General features: G+C 71.5%; 14 protein-coding genes, 2 tRNA genes and 2 pseudogenes. 13 read left to right on the plus strand and 5 right to left on the minus strand.

The features are described from left to right. Positions 1 to 1,306: nuclease-related domain-containing protein (locus ACFFF6_RS19440; RefSeq protein WP_376983178.1), on the minus strand; the 1,306-nt coding region annotated here is incomplete at its 3' end. 187 nt (positions 1,307 to 1,493) lie between these two features. Between ACFFF6_RS19440 and ACFFF6_RS19445 the strand changes: the two are divergent. Then, positions 1,494 to 2,110 (plus strand): annotated as a pseudogene (locus tag ACFFF6_RS19445) (biotin transporter BioY). 30 nt (positions 2,111 to 2,140) lie between these two features. Here ACFFF6_RS19445 and ACFFF6_RS19450 read toward each other — a convergent pair. After that, positions 2,141 to 3,157 (minus strand): YdcF family protein, encoded by a 1,017-nt coding sequence (locus ACFFF6_RS19450; RefSeq protein WP_376983179.1) that lies wholly within the window; start codon positions 3,155 to 3,157, stop codon positions 2,141 to 2,143. A gap of 152 nt (positions 3,158 to 3,309) precedes the next feature. On the opposite strand from ACFFF6_RS19450, the gene ACFFF6_RS19455 reads away from it, so the two are divergent. The 5 genes from ACFFF6_RS19455 (at position 3,310) to ppc (ending at position 8,451) form a co-directional block, all read left to right on the plus strand. Next, positions 3,310 to 3,786 (plus strand): peroxiredoxin, encoded by a 477-nt coding sequence (locus ACFFF6_RS19455; RefSeq protein WP_376983180.1) that lies wholly within the window; start codon positions 3,310 to 3,312, stop codon positions 3,784 to 3,786. Further along, positions 3,783 to 4,823 carry a glycosyltransferase family 2 protein gene (locus tag ACFFF6_RS19460; RefSeq protein WP_376983181.1) on the plus strand — a complete coding sequence of 347 codons (1,041 nt, stop codon included), beginning with the start codon at positions 3,783 to 3,785 and terminating at the stop codon, positions 4,821 to 4,823. The genes ACFFF6_RS19455 and ACFFF6_RS19460 overlap by 4 nt, the downstream gene beginning before the upstream one ends. Positions 4,824 to 4,937: 114 nt before the next feature. Further along, positions 4,938 to 5,027: transfer RNA gene (locus ACFFF6_RS19465), tRNA-Ser, on the plus strand. A gap of 95 nt (positions 5,028 to 5,122) precedes the next feature. Next, positions 5,123 to 5,470 (plus strand): cupin domain-containing protein, encoded by a 348-nt coding sequence (locus tag ACFFF6_RS19470; RefSeq protein WP_376983182.1) that lies wholly within the window; start codon positions 5,123 to 5,125, stop codon positions 5,468 to 5,470. Between the two features lie 152 nt (positions 5,471 to 5,622). Further along, a complete protein-coding gene (gene ppc / locus ACFFF6_RS19475) occupies positions 5,623 to 8,451 on the plus strand; it encodes a phosphoenolpyruvate carboxylase (RefSeq protein ID WP_376983183.1) in 2,829 nt (942 codons plus the stop codon). 92 nt (positions 8,452 to 8,543) lie between these two features. Here the strand turns inward: ppc and ACFFF6_RS19480 are convergent, their stop codons facing one another. Next, positions 8,544 to 10,793: an HAD-IB family hydrolase gene (locus ACFFF6_RS19480; protein WP_376983184.1), complete on the minus strand. Its 2,250-nt coding sequence runs from the start codon at positions 10,791 to 10,793 to the stop codon at positions 8,544 to 8,546. Between the two features lie 120 nt (positions 10,794 to 10,913). Between ACFFF6_RS19480 and ACFFF6_RS19485 the strand changes: the two genes are divergently transcribed. The 7 genes from ACFFF6_RS19485 (at position 10,914) to ACFFF6_RS19515 (ending at position 17,510) form a co-directional block, all read left to right on the plus strand. Beyond that, complete coding sequence (locus tag ACFFF6_RS19485; protein ID WP_376983185.1) at positions 10,914 to 11,705, plus strand: SDR family NAD(P)-dependent oxidoreductase; 792 nt, start codon at positions 10,914 to 10,916, stop codon at positions 11,703 to 11,705. Positions 11,706 to 11,709: 4 nt separating this feature from the next. After that, on the plus strand, positions 11,710 to 12,516 hold the full coding sequence (locus tag ACFFF6_RS19490) for a lysophospholipid acyltransferase family protein (RefSeq protein WP_376983186.1): 807 nt from the start codon (positions 11,710 to 11,712) through the stop codon (positions 12,514 to 12,516). Next, positions 12,513 to 14,228, plus strand: a complete 1,716-nt coding sequence (locus ACFFF6_RS19495; RefSeq protein ID WP_376983187.1) for an FAD-binding oxidoreductase — start codon at positions 12,513 to 12,515, stop codon at positions 14,226 to 14,228. Before ACFFF6_RS19490 ends, ACFFF6_RS19495 begins: the two co-directional genes overlap by 4 nt. After that, positions 14,228 to 14,812: a histidine phosphatase family protein gene (locus ACFFF6_RS19500; protein WP_376983188.1), complete on the plus strand. Its 585-nt coding sequence runs from the start codon at positions 14,228 to 14,230 to the stop codon at positions 14,810 to 14,812. The genes ACFFF6_RS19495 and ACFFF6_RS19500 overlap by 1 nt, the downstream gene beginning before the upstream one ends. Positions 14,813 to 14,912: 100 nt before the next feature. Next, positions 14,913 to 15,698 (plus strand): ThuA domain-containing protein, encoded by a 786-nt coding sequence (locus ACFFF6_RS19505; protein WP_376983189.1) that lies wholly within the window; start codon positions 14,913 to 14,915, stop codon positions 15,696 to 15,698. Continuing rightward, positions 15,688 to 16,869 carry a Gfo/Idh/MocA family protein gene (locus ACFFF6_RS19510; protein WP_376983190.1) on the plus strand — a complete coding sequence of 394 codons (1,182 nt, stop codon included), beginning with the start codon at positions 15,688 to 15,690 and terminating at the stop codon, positions 16,867 to 16,869. The genes ACFFF6_RS19505 and ACFFF6_RS19510 overlap by 11 nt, the downstream gene beginning before the upstream one ends. A 167-nt stretch (positions 16,870 to 17,036) precedes the next feature. Beyond that, on the plus strand, positions 17,037 to 17,510 hold the full coding sequence (locus ACFFF6_RS19515; protein WP_376983191.1) for a globin domain-containing protein: 474 nt from the start codon (positions 17,037 to 17,039) through the stop codon (positions 17,508 to 17,510). A 66-nt stretch (positions 17,511 to 17,576) separates the two neighbouring features. On the opposite strand, the gene ACFFF6_RS19520 is transcribed toward ACFFF6_RS19515, so the two are convergent. Both ACFFF6_RS19520 and ACFFF6_RS19525 read right to left on the minus strand, forming a co-directional pair. Further along, positions 17,577 to 17,649, minus strand: a tRNA-Arg gene (locus ACFFF6_RS19520). 106 nt (positions 17,650 to 17,755) lie between these two features. Beyond that, positions 17,756 to 17,966, minus strand: a pseudogene (locus ACFFF6_RS19525) (hypothetical protein); the annotation flags it as partial.

The raw sequence follows: 17,966 nt of genomic DNA on the forward strand, positions 1-17,966 counted from the left end.
GAAGGCCTTCGTCGGATTCGTCGCCGCGAGCGTCGTGCCCTTCCTCCTGGGTGTGCCGTACATGGCCGCGATCCTGAACCTCGTCCTGGGCGCCGGGTCGGGGCGCGGTCCCGGACTCATCCTTGACGAGCCAGCGGAAGACCCGCACGAGGTGCTCGCTGTCCGGGGAGCGCGGGTCGAAGTCCGGCTCTGCCGAGAGCTGCTCGAGCACCGTGTCCAGCCCGCGCGCCGGGACGTCGCCCGGCCACCGGATCCCCGGATCGATGGTGCCGAGCCCGGCCTCGGTCGGCATGAACACCACGAGCGGCTCGACGCGCCGGCGGATCCCGAGATCCACGAGCTTCTGACGGACCCGGCTCGCGGCCAGCTCCATGTTCCGGCTCATCTCCCGGGGCCGGCCGATGTACCCGCCCGTGGGGTTGTCGACCATGCGCAGGTGCCCGTCCTCGACGAACCACGTCACATCGCCCTGGGTGTAGTTCTTCATGTCCAGCAGGTACACCGTCCGGCCCGTGACCAGCACGCAGTCGATGTCGGAGGAGAAGCGGGTGCTGGCCCCGACGGTCTCGTCGGGCATCTGCACCGACCAGAACGTCGCGAAACGGGAGAGGGACCCGGCCCGGGCGAGAGCGCGGGCGAAGTTCATCTCGCCCTGCTGGCCCTTGTCGATCTGCTCCTGCCCGAACCCCGAGCCCGCCAGGCCCGCGCCGGGCACCCCGTGCAGGAAGGGGGCGTCGCCCAGCTCGACGTCCGCGAGAGCCGCGGGCTCGAAGCCCGTCGTCCGTCCCGGGGCGGTCGGGGAGAGCTGGCTGTTCATCTCCCGCTCGAGACGCTGCTCGTAGGCGATCTCCCGCCTCCGGTTCGCCTCCACCGCATCGCGGCGCGAGGCGGCCGGGACCATGCGGCGCAGCAGCACGCGCGCCAGCAGCCCCACGGCCATGAGCAGCGGCCACAGCATGAACCCCGCCTGCCACACGAAGCTCAGGACCGGGTTCAGCCCCTCGAAGCCCGTGAAGAACATCAGACCGCCCATCCACAGCACCGCGAGGATCGCGCACGCCGCGATCCGCAGCCCCAGGGACGCCGACTCCCTGTCCCGGGGATCGGCGAGCACCCAGACGAGGGCCAGGAACACGGCCGCCGGCACCGCGCACAGCAGCCACAGCGCCGGGATGTCGCCCTTGGGCAGGATCCACAGCGCAGCCTGCGCGGCCGTCGCCGCGAGCAGGACCAGTCCGATGATCCGCCGTGCGAGGCGCAGGTCCGCCTCCTGGCGGCGGGGTCGTTCCGCGGTCGTGTTCGTCATCCTCGTCCTCGCTCCGTTCCTGCATCCCCCGGGCCGGCGTGATCTCGGCCACCGCTCCATCATGCACGCCGCCCGACGGAGGGAGGTAATCGGGGGGTGGGACGGGGGAGGGGACGTCGTCGCCCGGAGCCGATCGCGGGCTGAGCTACTGTGGGGCGTCCGCCCACCGGAACCCCCGAGGAGTCAGATGTCCGCGATCGCCGTCCCGGCCCGCCGTCCCGTCCTGGCCGATGCCGTGGTGCCCCGCGCCACGTGGCTGACCGATGCCGCGCTCGTCGCGGCGGGTGCCGCCGTCGTCGCCCTGCTCGCCCAGGTGACGATCCCGCTCCCCATCGTCCCGATCACCGGGCAGACCCTCGCCGTGATCGTCGTCGGCGCCGCCCTCGGCGCGCGGCGCGGCGCCGCCGCGCTGGTGACCTACATGCTCGTCGGCCTCGCAGGTGCTCCCGTCTTCGCAGGCTTCGCGGGCGGCCCGGCCTCCGTCCTGCTGCCCAGCTTCGGCTTCATCATCGGCTTCATCCCCGCCGCCTACGTGGCCGGGGCCTTCGCCGAGCGCTCCTGGGACCGCCGCTCCTGGAAGGCCTTCGTCGGATTCGTCGCCGCGAGCGTCGTGCCCTTCCTCCTGGGTGTGCCGTACATGGCCGCGATCCTGAACCTCGTCCTGGGCGCCGGTACGACCTCGGCCAGATCCTGCAGGCCGGGGTGACCCCGTTCCTGCTGGGCGGCGTGGTCAAGGCCGCGATCGCCGCGGTCCTCATCCCGCTGGCCTGGCGCGGCGTGCGCCGGATCGACGCCCGGCGCTGAGCCGGGAGCGTCCCCCGGGGGAGCTCCGGCTCAGGAGGCCGCGAGCACCGCGAGGGCCAGCAGCGCCGTGACGGCGATCGACGGGATCAGCGCGACCAGGTTCCACCAGCGGCGGTACGTCATGACCGCCACGAACTCCCGCAGCGTCGCGCTCGGGACGTAGTAGGAGGCCGTGGGCCCGCCGATCGCCTCGTCCTCGTAGCCGAGGCTCCGTGCGATCAAGGCGGCGCGGAAGGCATGGTAGCGGCTGGTCACGACCGTGAACGGGCCCGTGTGCCCGTGCTGCTCGAGCAGCCGGTGCGAGAACGCCAGGTTCTCCTCCGTGGTCCGCGAGGCTCCCTCGACGAGCACCCGATCCGCCGGGACCCCGGCCTCCTGCACGAGGTACTCCGCCATCGCCTCGCCCTCCGAGCGCGGTTCATCGGCGCCCTGGCCTCCCGAGGGCACGAGCAGCGCATCGATCCCGCGGGAGAGCAGCTCCTCCCGCTTCGCGACCCCCGCATCCAGGCGCCCGCGCAGCAGCGGCGTGACCTTCCCGCGGATCAGCCCGGCACCGTGGACGATCACTCCCGTCGAGTCGAGCCGCCTCGGGAAGTGCTGATAGAGCAGGGACGCCGCCAGGAAGGTCAGGAACGCGAGGCCCAGGTGCAGGCCCACCAGGCCGATCATCACGCCGAGCACGATGCCGAGCGGGCGCCCCGTGAACACGAGGATGCCCGCGAGGACGGGGGAGACCAGGATCCCCGTCCCCGCCAGCAGCGAGAGCGCATTGCCGAGGCTGCGTCCCTCCTTCCGGAACATCGTGAGCCCGTTCGCGATCAGGTACACGGCGAGCGCGATCACGCCGGGGAACACGCTCAGCATCGCCGCCAGCACGAGGAGCCCCCCGCCCGGCAGGGTCTGCGCGATCAGCTCCAGCAGCAGGGAGATCGTCGACCACGCGGCGACGATGAGCAGCAACCCGTTGCGCAGCCTGCGCCGATCCCGATGGAACACCCACCAGAACACCGCCCACCACAGGACGGCCATGATGATGGAGCTGAGCACCTCGACCTCCTCGCACGCCCGCCCCGGCCGGGGCGCCGGACCATCGTGGCACATCCCTCCCGTGCCGATCCCGACCCCGCCGGGCATCCGGGGGATACTGGGGCCAAGGACGACATGACCCGCCGCCCCCGCGGCGAAGGAGAGCAGCACTCGTGAGCACCCCGCCCGTCAAGCTCGCCGTCGGCGACGCCGCACCCGCCTTCGACCTCGAGACCGCCGGCGGAGGCCGCATCAGCCTCGACGAGCTGCGCGGCGCACCCGCGCTGATCTGGTTCTATCCCGCTGCCAACACGAGCCTGTGCACCAGGCAGGCCTGCGACCTGCGGGACAACCACCGCATGTTCCTCGACGCCGGATACCGGGTGATCGGCATCTCGCCGGACCCCGTGCCCGAGCTCGACCGCTTCGTCGCCGAGCAGGACCTGCCCTACACCCTCGCGTCGGACCCGACGCACGCGGTGATGACCGCCTACGGCGCCTGGGGCGAGAAGAACATGTACGGCAAGCTCGTCGAGGGCACGATCCGCTCGACCTTCGCGGTCGACGGATCCGGCGTGCTGACCTTCGTGAAGTACCGGGTGGGAACGCCGAAGCACATCGCCCTGCTGCAGGAGAAGCTCGGTCTGTGAACGAGGCAGCAGGTCCCGTGCAGGCGCTGGTCACCTTCGTGATCCCCTGCTACAACTCGGCCGACTACCTCCACCGTGCCGTCGAGCCGCTGCTGCGGGCGCCCGACGACATCGAGGTCGTGCTGGTCAACGACGGCTCGACCGATGCGACCCCGCAGCTGATCGAGGCCTACGTACGCGATCATCCGGAGCGGGTCCGCGCCGTCCACCGGGAGAACGGCGGGCACGGCGCCGCGATGGACAGCGGCATCGGGGTCGCCCGCGGCACCTACGTGAAGGTGCTCGACAGCGACGACTGGACCGACCCGTCCGCCCTCGCGGACTATCTCCGCGGGCTGCGCGCCTGGATCGAGGCCGGCACCGAGCCCGACGTCGTCATCACCAACTACGTGTACGAGAACGAGGGCCTCGGCTCGAGCCGCAGCGTCCGCTACGGCTCCTTCATCCCCGCGGGACGGATCTGCACCTGGGAGGACCTCGCCCGTCCCCGCACCGGGCGCTACCTCCTCATGCACGCCCTCACCTACCGGCTCGAGGTGCTGCGCCGCTCCGGGGTCTCCTTCCCGCCGCACACCTTCTACGTCGACAACCTCATGGCCGCGATCCCGCTGCGCGAGGTGCGCACCCTGGCCTATCTCGACCTGGACCTGTACCGGTACTTCATCGGCCGTGAGGACCAGTCCGTGCAGGAGAAGGTCATGCTCACCCGCATCGACCAGCAGCTGCGCGTGAACCGCCTGCTCGTCCAGGCGCTGCGGTCCCGCGAGATCGACGACCGCCGCCACCGCCGCTACCTGCTGCACTACGCGACCATCGTGTGCAGCGTCTCGCTCACGCTCACGGCCCTCGCGGGCACGGAGGAGTCGCGTCGCGACCGCCGCGACCTGCTGCAGTTCGTGCGCCGCACCGACCCGAAGGTGTACCGGGCCTTCCGCCGCTCGCCCACCGGGATCCTGCTGTCCGTCCCCGGCCGCGGCGGGGAGATGCTCGTGCGCTCCTCGTACCGGATCGCGCGGCGGTACATCGGCTTCAACTGAGCGCGCACCCGCGCCCGGGCGCGACGTGACGGGAACCGCATCCCGCGCTTTTGGCCACAGCCTCCGGCTCCGGTAGGCTGATCCGGCGTGCCCGGACCGCGGTCCATGGCACCAGGAGACGTGGCAGAGCGGCCGAATGCGCTCCCCTGCTAAGGGAGTAGGTGGTGATAAACCGCCTCGGAGGTTCAAATCCTCTCGTCTCCGCCGCACGCGCGAGGCCCCCGGGATCATTCCGGGGGCCTCGCGCGTTCTCCGGGGCTACAGTGGCGGCACGCGCACCCGGCAGGTCAGGAGGCCCCGTGGACATCCCCAGCATCCCCGAGCTCGTCGAGCGCCACCTGTGGGCGGCGCGCGCCGCGGAGCACGGCCGCAGCGCCGAGCTGATCATCCATGACGGCGTGCTGCGCCAGACCCTGCTCGCCCTCGCCTCGGGATCCCGCCTCTCCGAGCACAACGCGCCGCCGGCGGCGAGCCTGCAGGTGCTGCTGGGTCGGATCGCGCTGACGACGGAGTCCGGCGAGATGGAGCTCTCCTCGGGGCAGATCTCCCGGATCCCGCAGGAGCGCCATGGCGTCGAGGCGCGCGAGGACTCCGTGTTCCTCCTCACGGCCGTCACGAGCGTCCCCGAGGAGCTTCGCGCCCCCTGACCTGGCCTGATGCTGGGAATCTCCCAGAATGGGGACAGCGGGCGGAATGCCTCGGCCGGAACGGTACTCTTTTCCCGTCCGTTCAGTGCCGACCGGCCGCTTCGCCGCGTGCGTGGACGGCCGATCCGGTGCGCCGAACCTCAGGAGGCTCCGTGCCCGACACCGCTGCTTTCAGCGTTCCCACCCTCACCAGCGAGTTCCCCGTCGCCGGGGACGATCCGCACATCGACGCGCCGCTGCGCGCGACCGTGCGTCGCCTGTCCACCCTGCTGGGACGCATCCTCGCCGACCAGCACGGCCCGGAGATGCTCGAGCTGGTCGAGGACGTCCGCCGCCAGACGAAGGACGCCAAGGCGTCCGGCCGCACCGAGGACGCGCTCGCCGTCCAGGAGCGCCTGGCGGCGCTGCCGCTCGAGCAGGCCACCGCCCTGACCCGCGCCTTCGCCCAGTACTTCCTGCTGGCCAATGCCGCCGAGCAGGTCTACCGCGTCCGGGCCCTGCGCGAGCGGGCCGGCGCCGATTCCTGGGTACCGCGCACCGTCGCGGCCGTCGCCGAGGAGATCGGCGCGGACGGCCTGCAGGCCGCGGTCGACTCCCTCGACGTGCGTCTCATCTTCACCGCCCACCCGACCGAGGCCTCCCGACGGGCAGTGCTCACCAAGCTCCGGAAGATCTCCGACGTCCTGGAGACGGACACGGAGGAGGGCACCCCCGAGCGCCGCCGCCAGGACCACGTGCTGGCCGAGCTGATCGAGTCGCTGTGGCAGACCGACGAGCTGCGCCGCGAGCGCCCCACCCCGCAGGACGAGTCCCGCAACGTCCTGTACTACCTGCGTCAGCTGTACACGCAGACCATGCCGGGCTTCCTCGGCGATCTGCGCGAGGAGCTGCGGGTCCATGGCGCGGACCTCCGCGAGCGCCAGGTGCCCCTGCGCTTCGGCTCGTGGATCGGCGGCGACCGCGACGGCAACCCGTTCGTCACCGCGCAGGTCACCCGCGAGGTGCTGCAGATGCAGGCGGAGTCCGCGGTCGACATCGCGATCGGCTTCGTCAACGAGCTGATCGGCGACCTGTCCATCTCGAGTGCCCTGACCGGGGAGGACGAGGAGCTGCGCGCGAGCCTCGCCGCCGACCTCGCCTTCGACTCCGACATCGACGACGTGCAGCAGCACCTCTTCGAGGAGGAGCCCTACCGGCTCAAGCTCGGAACCATGCGGGCGAAGCTCGTGGCGACCCGCGAGCGCATCCGCTCGGGCGAGGCGCACGTCCCCGGTCGCGACTACCGCGACGGCGACGAGCTGCAGGACGACTTCGCGGTGCTGCGCGGCGCCCTCGCCCGCCACGGCGGCAAGCGCGCGGCGGACGGCGCCATCGCCCTGTTCCAGCAGGTCCTCGCCGGCTCCGGTCTGAACCTCGCGATCCTCGACGTGCGCGAGCACTCCGAGAAGCACCACGACGTGCTCGCCCGCCTGTTCGACCGCGTCGGCGAGCTCGAGGTGCCCTACCTGCAGCTCAGCCGCGAGGCCCGCACCCGGGTGCTCTCGGCCGAGCTCGCAAGCCGGCGCCCGCTGGTCGGCACCGCCCTCAGCGAGGACGAGACCATCCTCGACGAGGCGACCCGGACGACGTACCGGGTCTTCGGCGAGATCCGCGATGCGCACCGGCGCTACGGCCAGTCGTGCATCGAGACCTACATCGTCTCGATGACGCACGGTGCCGACGACATCCTCGCCGTGGCGCTGCTCGCCCGGGAGGCCGGGCTCGTGACCCTGCCCGGCGGGGACGAGAACCGCGCCGACATCGGCTTCGCCCCGCTGCTCGAGGAGGTCGCGGAGCTGCGTCATGCGGGAGAGATCCTCGACGAGCTGCTCAGCGACCCCTCCTACCGGGAGATCGTCCGCCTGCGCGGCGACCTGCAGGAGGTCATGCTCGGCTACTCCGACGGCAACAAGGACGCCGGGGTGTTCACGAGCCAGTGGGAGATCCACCAGGCCCAGCGCTCGCTGCGCGACGTGGCCGCACGCCACGGCGTGACCCTGCGGCTGTTCCACGGCCGCGGCGGCTCCGTGGGCCGTGGCGGCGGCCCCACCTATGACGCGATCCTCGCCCAGCCCTACGGCGTGCTCGAGGGCGAGATCAAGTTCACCGAGCAGGGCGAGGTCATCTCCGACAAGTACATGCTGCCGACGCTGGCCCGGGAGAACCTGGACCTGTCGCTGGCCGCCGTGCTGGAGGGCTCCGCGCTGCATACGCGCCCGCGCTCCACGCCCGAGCAGCTCGAGCACTTCGGCGAGGTCATGCAGAAGGTGTCCGATGCGTCGTTCGCCCGCTACCGCACCCTTGCGGACGACCCGGACCTGCCCGAGTACTTCGTGACGTCCACGCCGGTCGAGCAGCTGGGCGAGCTCAACATCGGTTCCCGCCCCTCCAAGCGCACCAGCTCCGACAAGGGACTGGGCGGTCTGCGGGCGATCCCCTGGGTGTTCGGCTGGACCCAGTCCCGTCAGATCGTGCCCGGCTGGTTCGGGGTGGGCACCGGCCTCAAGGCGGCGCGCGAGGCCGGTCTCGAGGAGGACCTCCACGAGATGCTTCGGCACTGGCACTTCTTCCGCACGGTGATCAGCAACGTGGAGATGACGCTCGCGAAGACCGACATGGCCATCGCCGCGCACTACGTGCACTCCCTCGTGCCGGAGCGCCTGTGGCCGCTGTTCGAGAGGATCCGCGCCGAGTACGAGCTGACCGTCGCGGAGATGGAGCGGCTGACCGGCGTGCTGAACCTGCTGGACGGGCAGCCGGTCCTCAAGCGCACCCTCGCGGTGCGCGACCGCTACCTCGACCCGATCTCCTACATGCAGGTCGCGATGCTGCAGCGCGTCCGCGCCGCGGCCGAGCGCGGCGAGGAGGTCGACGAGGAGACGCAGCGCGCGCTCCTGACGACGATCAACGGCGTCGCCGCCGGCATGAAGAACACCGGCTGAGCAGGGCGGGCATCCGCCGGGCGCGGCCCCCGGTCACATGAGCGCGGCGAACCGGATCCCCACCGATCCGGTTCGCCGCGCTCATGTCCACGTCACCACTCGAGGATGGCCCAGCGCTTCTTCTTCGCGACCGAGTACAGGCCCAGGTCGGGGGAGACGGCGGAGGGGGTGCCGACGAGCTCGAGCCAGGAGGCATCGGCCATGGAGTCGCCGTAGCCGTAGGAGGCCTTGAGGTTCGCGCCGTGCTGGGCCGCGTACTTGGCCAGCCAGTTCGCGCGGGCCTCGTCGACGACCGGCGGGGTCGCGAGGTAGCCGGTGAGATAGCCGGCCCGATCCACGTCCATGGTGGTGGCGACCACATCGTCGAAGAGGTCCGCGAAGGGCTCGACGAGGACGTCGAGCGCGCCGGTGACCAGCACGGTCCGATGCCCGGCGGCCCGGTGCTTCTCGATGAGGGCGAGCGCCTCCGGGCGGATCGAGGCGCGGATCTTCCGCCCCAGATCGCCCTGCAGGAGCGTGCGCAGGTCATCGGCCCGGTAGCCTTCGTAGCGGCGGTTGACCATGCGGATCAGCTCGGAGCGGTTGCGCTGCTCGGCCCGCAGGTAGGCAGGCACGGTGCGGGCGAGGGCGCCCAGCTCGAGCGCCCAGCGGCTCGGCGGCTTCGTCGCGCGGACGACGGCGAAGTACTGCTGGATCACGTTCGTGGAGATGACGGTGCCGTCGAGGTCGAAGACCGCGAGCGCCTCCGGGTTCTCCTTGAGCGGTCCGGCGGGACGGTCGGCGCGGGCCTTGAGGGCGGCGCGGCCGCGCGAATACGCCTTGGTCAGGTCCGTGACGGCCGGGAGGTGCAGGTCCTGGAAGTAGTCCTTCCAGACGACGGCGGTGATGTCGAAGTCCTGCTTCTGGAGGAACGAGGCGGACAGCTCCTCGCGCAGGGCGCGGGTGTTGGCGTCGTCGAAGACCATCTCCGTCTTCGTGTACTGGCGGTACAGCTCGATGTACTTGCGCAGCGTGGTCAGGCCGGAGGAGGACCGGTGCAGGGTGGAGGTCCACTCGCGGGTGCGGCGCGAGGACGGCAGATGGGCGACGACGCTCTGGCCCAGCCTCGTCGCGAGCTCCTTGGCACGGAACTTCGGCTCGACCAGGTCGACCGCGGGGAAGGTCCACTCGGGCACGACGATGTCGCGCCCCTTGTCGTCCTGCAGCGGGTGCTGCGTGAAGTACTCGCGCACCGCCGTGACCATCTCGTGGAAGGGCAGCGGGTTCGAGTTGCCGGAGGCGACCTGGTAGTAGGCCTCGTCGCCGCGGCGGGAGACGTCCTGGGTCGCGAGCGCCACGATCACGTTGACCACGAAGTCGACGGGGATGATGTCGAGGATCGAGTCCGCGAGGCCTGGGAACTCCGGCAGGACGCCCTTGCCGTACGCCATGATCAGCGGGTCGGCGACCTTGTAGCCGTCGATCCAGCCCGGGAAGGGGCGCCGCAGCGCGGACTCGATGATGGAGGGGCGCACGAAGGAGACGCGGTGCCCGGCATCGGCCCACATGTCCTCGGCGACGCGCTCGGCCATCGCCTTGGTGAAGGTGTAGATGTCGGTCCAGCCCACGGACTGCGCGCGGGTGCGGCCGAAGTCGACCAGGCGCTCCTTGACCCACTCCAGACGCGCCTCCTCGGTCGCGGCGGCCGCGGCCTTGGGACCCATACGGCCATCGCGCAGAGCGGCGGTGCGCATGCGGGCGCGCAGCGTCTCGGGGCGGCGGGACTCCGCGTCCACGCGGGCGCGGGCATCGAGGGCGGCGTCGTACTCCTCCTTCCATGACACGTCGTGGACCAGGCGGCCCTCCTGCCGCAGACCCTTGGAGATGCCGCCCACGTACGCGGTGGACACGTGGATCACGTGCGGGTCCTGCCCGGAGTCCAGCAGCGCCTGGTACAGGTTGCGGGCCCCGCCGACGTTGGTGCGGAAGGCCTCGTCGATCGGCGGGTCGAAGGACACGGACGAGGCGGAGTGGATCACCGTGTCGTAGGTCGCGGTGAGCTCCGGCATGTCGGTGAGGTCTCCCTCGAGCGCGCTCACGCGGGCGTCGAAGATCTCGCGCACGGCGGCCTTGCCGTCCTCGGCGCCCTCGGACTGCAGGCGTTCGGCCCAGGAGGCGAAGACGGGCTTGCGCAGCAGGCCCTGGAGGCGCTTGATGCCGCTCACGGAGCCCTTGGGGCGCACGAGCGCGGTGACGTGGACGTCGGGGGTGTTCTCGAGCAGGGACTGCAGAACCGCCTGGCCCAGGAAGCCGGTGACCCCGGTCAGCAGGATCTGGCGGGCGGCGGGGGACGAGTTCGACATGCAGCGGTTCCCTTGGGTCGGAGGGCCCGCCGATGCGGGCCGGACAGGAGCTGTTCTGCGCGCAGGTCAGCGGCCCTCGGCGGGGTCGGAGCAGAACCTCGCTAGTGTATCGTAGCCGCCATGCACAGGGCCCTGATCACCGGTGGAACCGCGGGTATCGGAGCGGCGTTCGCGAAGGCGTATGCGAAGCGAGGGGTGGACCTGGTCCTGGTAGCCCGCAGCGCGCAGCGCCTGCAGGACATCGCCTTCTCCCTCGCCACCGCCTATGACGTCGAGGTCGAGACCATGGTCGCGGACCTCGCGGACCGCGCCGACCAGCAGCGTGTGGCCGACCGCCTCGAGAACCGCGGCGAGTTCGCGGACGACGCCCCCGTCGACATCCTCGTGAACAACGCCGGCTTCTCCGTGCGCGCCTCCCTGCTCGCGGAGGACATCTCCGAGCACGACCGCGGCTTCGAGGTCATGCAGCGCGCCGTGCTCAAGCTCTCCGGTGCGGCGGGCCGGGCCATGTCCGCGCGGGGGAGGGGCTGGATCATCACGGTCGCCTCGGTCTCCAGCCAGGTCACGCAGAACAACTACTCCGCGATCAAGGCCTGGGCCGCGAACTTCTCCGAGTCCCTGAGCGTGCAGCTCGAGGGGACGGGCGTGATCGCGACCGCCCTCATGCCGGGCTGGGTGCGCACCGAGTTCCATGAGCGGGCCGGCATCACCGGCTCCTCGATCCCGGACCCCCTGTGGCTGGACGCCGACGACCTCGTCGAGCAGTGCCTGCGCGACGTCGCGCGGGGCAAGCCGATGAGCGTCCCCAGCGTCCGGTGGAAGCTGATCTCCGCCGCGCTGCGCGGCACCCCCCGGCCCCTCGTGCACCGGCTGAGCTCCCTGCTCTCGGACCGCCGCAGCAAGGAGCGCTGAGCCGATGCCGACCAGCAGCACGGATCCCCGCGACCCGCAGCGCCGCCCTCGCCGGTCCCTGTCCGCGCGCGACCGCGCCGAGGGATGGGAGGACCCGGCGGGCGACCTCGGCAAGTACAGCTCGCGCTGGCGCTCCCGGGTCCGCTTCGTGCTGCAGCGCGTGCTGTTCCGGGGCCTCGTGCGCGCGAACGTCACCCAGACCGTCATCGTGCACCGCCGGGTCAGGAGCGTTCGCGGTCCCTTCGTGATGGTCGCGAACCACACGAGCCACCTCGACGCGCCGATGCTCGCCCAGGGGCTGCCGTGGGCCCAGGCCCGCTTCCTGTCCACCGGCGTGGCCGCGGACTACTTCTTCCGCCTCTGGTACAAGCGCTGGTTCGTGCGCTGGATGTTCAACGCGTACCCCATCGACCGCGACGGCTCCCGGAAGAACGCGGGGACCTCGCGGCGCCTGCTGCGCGCCGGCGTGCCGATCCTCGTCTTCCCCGAGGGCGGTCGGCAGAGCACCGGGAGGATCGAGGACTTCAAGCCGGGTGCGGCCGCTCTCGCCTCGGGAGTGGGCGTGCCCGTGATCCCGGCGGCGATCATCGGCGGCTACGAGGCCATGCCGAAGGGCCGCAGCTGGCCCGTGAAGGGACGCCCGCCGGTGGGGGTCGTCTTCGGGGAGCCGATCACCGCCGAGGACGGCGAGTCCGTGGCGGAGTACATGCAGCGCATCCGCTCCCGGGTGCAGGGCCTGTACGACGAGAACTACGAGAAGATCCTCGGCACGGCGACGCCGCATGCCGGGGGCCAGGAGGAGAACGCATGAGCGAAGGCACGGCACGTCCTGCCGCCCGCGAGGTCCGTCGTCACAAGTGGTGGGGCTGGGGGCAGGACGACGTCTCCTTCCGCTACGACAACAAGCCGGCGTTCGTCCCGCTCGCGCGCACCAAGATCGGCATCGACCTGGAGGTGGCGCAGCCGGGACCGGAGCCCGACCTGGCGCGGCTGGAGGTGCCGGCCACGACCCTCCCCGAGGAGGTCCGCGGCCGGCTCGCGGCCGTGGTCGGCGAGGACAACCTCGTCCTCGAGGACGAGTTCCGGGTGCTGCACTCCTTCGGCCGCTCCCTCCCCGACCTGGTGCGGGTGCGCGCCGGCGGGTACGAGCGTCTCGTCGACGCGGTGGTCTATCCGGGCTCGGAGGCGGAGATCGAGCAGATCCTCCGGATCGCGCTCGAGCAGGACCTGGTCCTGATCCCCTACGGCGGCGGGTCCTGCATCTCCGGGTCCGTCACACCGGATCCCGCCGAGACCCGCCCCGTCGTGACCCTGAACATGGGCCGCATGGACCGGGTCGTGGAGATCGACGAGACCGCGGGCCTCGCGCGCGTCGAGGCGGGCGTGTACGGCCCCGACCTCGAGGAGCAGCTGCAGGAGCGCGGCTGGACGATGGGCCACTTCCCGGACTCCTTCACCTACTCGACCCTGGGCGGCTGGGCGGCGACCCGCTCGAGCGGCATGCAGTCGGACAAGTACGGCGACATCGAGGACATCGTGCGGGGCCTGCGGGTCGTGCATCCGCGCGGGGTCATCGAGACCAAGGCGATCCCCGGCCGAGACTCCGGCCCCTCCCTGCACGAGCTGGTGCTGGGCAGCGAGGGCCGCCTCGGTGTCATCTCCGAGTGCACCGTGCAGGTCCACCGCGTCGCGCCGGTCCGCCAGGTCATCGCCTACATGTACCCGGACTGGGAGCACGGGATCCGCGGCATGCACGCGATCGCCCGCTCCGAGGTCAAGCCCACCTTCACGCGCCTGTCCGACGGCCCCGAGACCGAGTTCAGCCTCGCCATGGTCAAGGCGCCCACCTCCACCAAGGGCAAGGTCGCCGCCAAGGTGCAGGACGGCCTGTTCGCCTACCTCCGCTCCCAGGGCTGGGACACGAGCGAGGAGATGTGCATCTCCTACGTGTGCTTCGAGGGCACCAAGGAGCGCGTCGAGCGCGAGAAGGCGATCGTCAAGAAGATCGTGAAGCGCAACGGCGGCATCACGCTGGGCGCCGGCCCCGGCGCGATCTACGACCAGAAGAAGTTCGACACCCCGTACCTGCGCGACTTCCTCATGGGCTACCGGGTCTTCGGCGACGTCTGCGACACGGGCGCGAGCTGGTCGATGATCAACGAGGTCCACTCGACCGTGTACGACGCCTTCCACGCGCAGCGCCGGGAGGTCGGCAAGCCCGGCTTCATGTTCTGCCACATGTCGCACAGCTACCACGGGGGCGCCTGCCTGTACTTCACCTTCGCGATCCCCTACGAGTCGGAGGAGACCGCGCTCGAGGAGTACTACGGCGCCAAGAACCGCGTCCAGCAGACCTTCATGGAGCACGGCTCGACGGTCTCCCACCACCACGCGGTGGGCACCGAGCACCAGCCGTGGATCGAGGAGGACATCACGGAGCTCGGCGCCGAGGTGATCCGCGGGATCTTCGCGCAGAACGATCCGGGCCGGAACCTCAACCCCGGCAAGATCGTCTCCCCCTGATGTCCCGCGTCCTCGTGCTCCGCCACGGCGAGAGCACCGCGAACGTCGCCGGCATCATCGTCAGCCGTCCGGGCCCGCGTGCCCTCGTGGAGGTGGGTCTGACCGACCGCGGCCGCGAGCAGGCGCGCGCGGCCGCGGAGGCCTCCGGGCTCGGGGCCGATGCGATCCTCGTGACCAGCGACTTCGCACGCGCCGCGGAGACCGCGCGGGAGTTCGCGGACGTCCTCGGCGCCGCGGAGCCGATCATCGACCGGCGTCTGCGCGAGCGGAGCTTCGGGATCTTCGAGGAGGGGCCGGCCGCCGCGTACGCCCAGGTATGGGCGGCCGATGCCGCGGGCGAGCACCCCGGGGACGGGGTGGAGACGACGCTGGACGTCGCCGCTCGCGCCCTCGCCGCCCTCGCCGATGCCCGGGCGTCGGCGCAGTCCTCCGGCGGGGCGCCCGTCGTGCTCGTCGCCCACGGCGACGTCCTGCAGATCCTGCTGACCGTCGCGGCAGGGGAGCCGGCGCGGAGCCATCGGTCCCAGCCGCATCTGGGCAACGCCGAGCTGCGCGAGATCCCGGCCGCGCGGCCGGGGGCCTGACCGTCCCGCTCATCGGGCGATCCGGGCGCTGCGGGGTGCGGCGCAGGGCCTACGATGGTCCCTGCGAATCATTCATCCCACCACTTCCCGGGAGAGGCACATGACCTTGCGCATCGCCGTGTTCGGCGAGAACAGGCACGAGAAGGTGGACCCGAAGGTCCAGGAGATCTATCCGGAGGGCATGCACACGGTCATCGCCGAGGGCCTGCGCGAGGTCCTCGCCGCCGACGGCGTCGACGCCGAGGTCCGGATCGCGCTGCTCGACGACGTGGAGGAGTCCCTCTCCGAGGAGGCGCTCGCGCAGACCGACGTCCTCACGTGGTGGGGCCACATGGCCCATGACGACGTGCCCGACGAGATCGCCGAGCGGGTCGCCCGGCGCGTGCGCGAGGGCATGGGGCTGATCCCCCTGCACTCGGCGCACTACTCGAAGCCGTTCCGCCTGCTGCTGGGCACCACCTGCAACCTGCTGTGGCGCAACGAGGGCGAGGAGGAACGGGTGTGGACCGTGAACGGCTCGCATCCGATCGCCCGCGGCGTCCCGCACCCCATCGTCATCCCGGCCCAGGAGATGTACGGGGAGATGTTCGACATCCCCGCGCCCGACGAGCTCGTGTTCATCTCCTCCTTCGCCGGCGGAGAGGTGTTCCGCTCGGGCTGCGTGTTCCGCCGTGGCAAGGGCAAGATGTTCTACTTCAGCCCCGGCGACCAGGACTACCCGGTCTACCGGCAGGCCGAGATCCGTCGGGTGCTCGCCAACGCGGTCGTGTGGGCCCGTCCCGAGGAGCGCGAGGCCGCTCCCGTGAAGATCGCGAACGCGCCGCGGGACTGGTTCCGCGACGGCGCGACGGACGCCGAGGGAGAGGCGATCACGCGTGTCATCTGAATCCGTGATCGCCGATCCGAACGCCGCCCTCGCGGCCGCCGGCGGCGAACGGCCGCTGCGCGCCGTCGTCGTGGGCGCCGGGAGCATGGGGCGCTGGTGGGCGCGATCGATCGTCGCGAGCCCGGTGACCGAGCTGGTCGGCGTCGCCGATCTGGTCGAGGGCATGCCCGCGGAGTCCATCGCCCAGTCCGGCGCCCCGGATCCGGGCTCGGTCGCGATCGGCACCGATGGTGTGGACCTCGCCGTCGAGCTCGGCGCGGACATCATCATCAACCCCACCGTGCCGGTCGCCCACCACCCGGTGACCGTCAAGGCCCTGCACGCCGGGATCCCGGTGCTGGGGGAGAAGCCGGTCACCGAGACGCTCCCGGAGGCGCTGAGCCTCATGGCGCACGCCGAGCTCACGGGGGTGCCCTTCATGGTCTCCCAGTCGCGGCGCTTCTTCCCGCAGGTCCGCGAGCTCAAGCGGTTCATCGCCGCGCACGGGCCGACGGTGCTCACGAGCGCGTTCTTCTCGCTCTTCCACGAGCACGAGGGCTTCCGCGCCCAGCAGCAGCATCCGCTGCTGCGGGACATGGGCATCCACGCCTTCGACACCGCGCGCTACATCACGGGCACCGATCCGGTCGCCGTGACTGCGCACGGCACGAACCCTCCATGGAGCGTGTACGCCGGGGACGCGACGGTCAGCTGCACCTTCGAGATGACCGGCGGCTCGCTGTTCGTCTACCACGGCTCCTGGAACGCGCGCGGGCTGCCGACCTACTGGAACAGCGAATGGCGGATCGGGGCGGAGCACGGCTCGGCGACCTGGGACGGCACCGGAGCGCCGGTGCTCGGCACCGAGGACGCGGAGGCGACCCGGGAGCTGCAGTCCGCGCTCGAGCAGGCCCTGGAGGCGCCGGAGCCGGATCAGATCGACGCCTCGGTCATCGAGTTCGTGACCTCGCTGCGCGAGGGCAGGCGGCCGATGTGCGAGGTGCACGAGAACATCCTGTCCTTCGCGATGGTGGAGGCGGCCGTCGCCTCGATCGACCGCGGCGGGCGGGTCGTGATCGACGAGCTGCTCGAGGAGGCCCGCGGACAGGCGATCGCCGCGGAGACCGATCCGGGGGCGCGGGACATCCTCCAGGGCTGGGGCTCCGTCCGCGAGGCCATCGAGTCCCGCTGACCCGCCCAGGGCCGTGTGCCCTGCCGGAGCGACAAGAGGTCGATCCCTGCCGCGTGGACGTCCCGCGGCAGGGATCGACCTCTCGCATGTGCGGGGACCGCGGGCTGGGTGTCGGCGGCCCGTCGGGGCATCGCAGGGGCCGCGGGGAGCGGGTATAGCCTGGCGGCATGAGCACGTTGTACGAGGACGTCGGCGGATACGACGGGATGCTGCGCCTGGCGGAGGCCTGGCATGCGCGGGCGCTCGCGGACCCGGTGGTCGCCCACGCCTTCAGCCATGGATACCGGTCCGATCACACCGCACGCCTCGCGGCCTACCTCGCCGAGGCCCTCGGCGGTCCGCCCCTGTACACCGAGAGCGGCGGCACGGAGACGGAGGTCGCGCGGATCCACGGCGGGAACGGGCCCCACGAGGAGATGGACCGCCTCGGCATCGCCTGCTTCGACCAGGCGATCCGGGACGTGGGCCTGGACCCGCGGGCGCATCCGGGGGACCGGCTGCATGAGCTCTGGGCCGAGGGCATCCGGCGCTTCGGCGAGCACACCGGCGGCGTCGAGGACATCCCCGAGGGCCTCGGGATCCCGCGGTTCGACGGCGGCCGGCGCGTGCAGGACGACGGCCCGGGCGCGGCTCCGGGGTGATCGCGAGGGTGGTGCCGCCGGAACGGCGAAGGCCCCGTCACCGCGGTGACGGGGCCTTCGATCCGGTGCGCCCGGAGGGATTCGAACCCCCAACCTTCTGATCCGTAGTCAGATGCTCTATCCGTTGAGCTACGGGCGCTTGTCGCGTTCCTGCCGACTCCATGAATACTACGGGGTCCGGGACCCTCGCGCCAATCGAGAGGGCGGGAAGCGACCTACATCACTGCAGGTGGGGTGCAGGATGCTCAGGATCCCTGGGAGGGCGGCCCTCCCCAGGGGGAGCCCGGCGCGCCGGGACCGGAGCCGTCGCCCGAGGCCGGCGGGGACTGCCAGGGCTGAGCCGCGGGAGGCTGCGGGGCCTGGCCCCACTGCGGTGCCGAGGGCTGGGCGGACGGCTGTCCGCCCTGCGCGGGCTGGGTCCAGGGCTGCCCCGTCGGGGCGCCCGGCTGCGTCGGA

It is taken from the genome of Brachybacterium hainanense (assembly GCF_042434575.1).
GTDB classification, from domain to species: domain Bacteria; phylum Actinomycetota; class Actinomycetes; order Actinomycetales; family Dermabacteraceae; genus Brachybacterium; species Brachybacterium hainanense.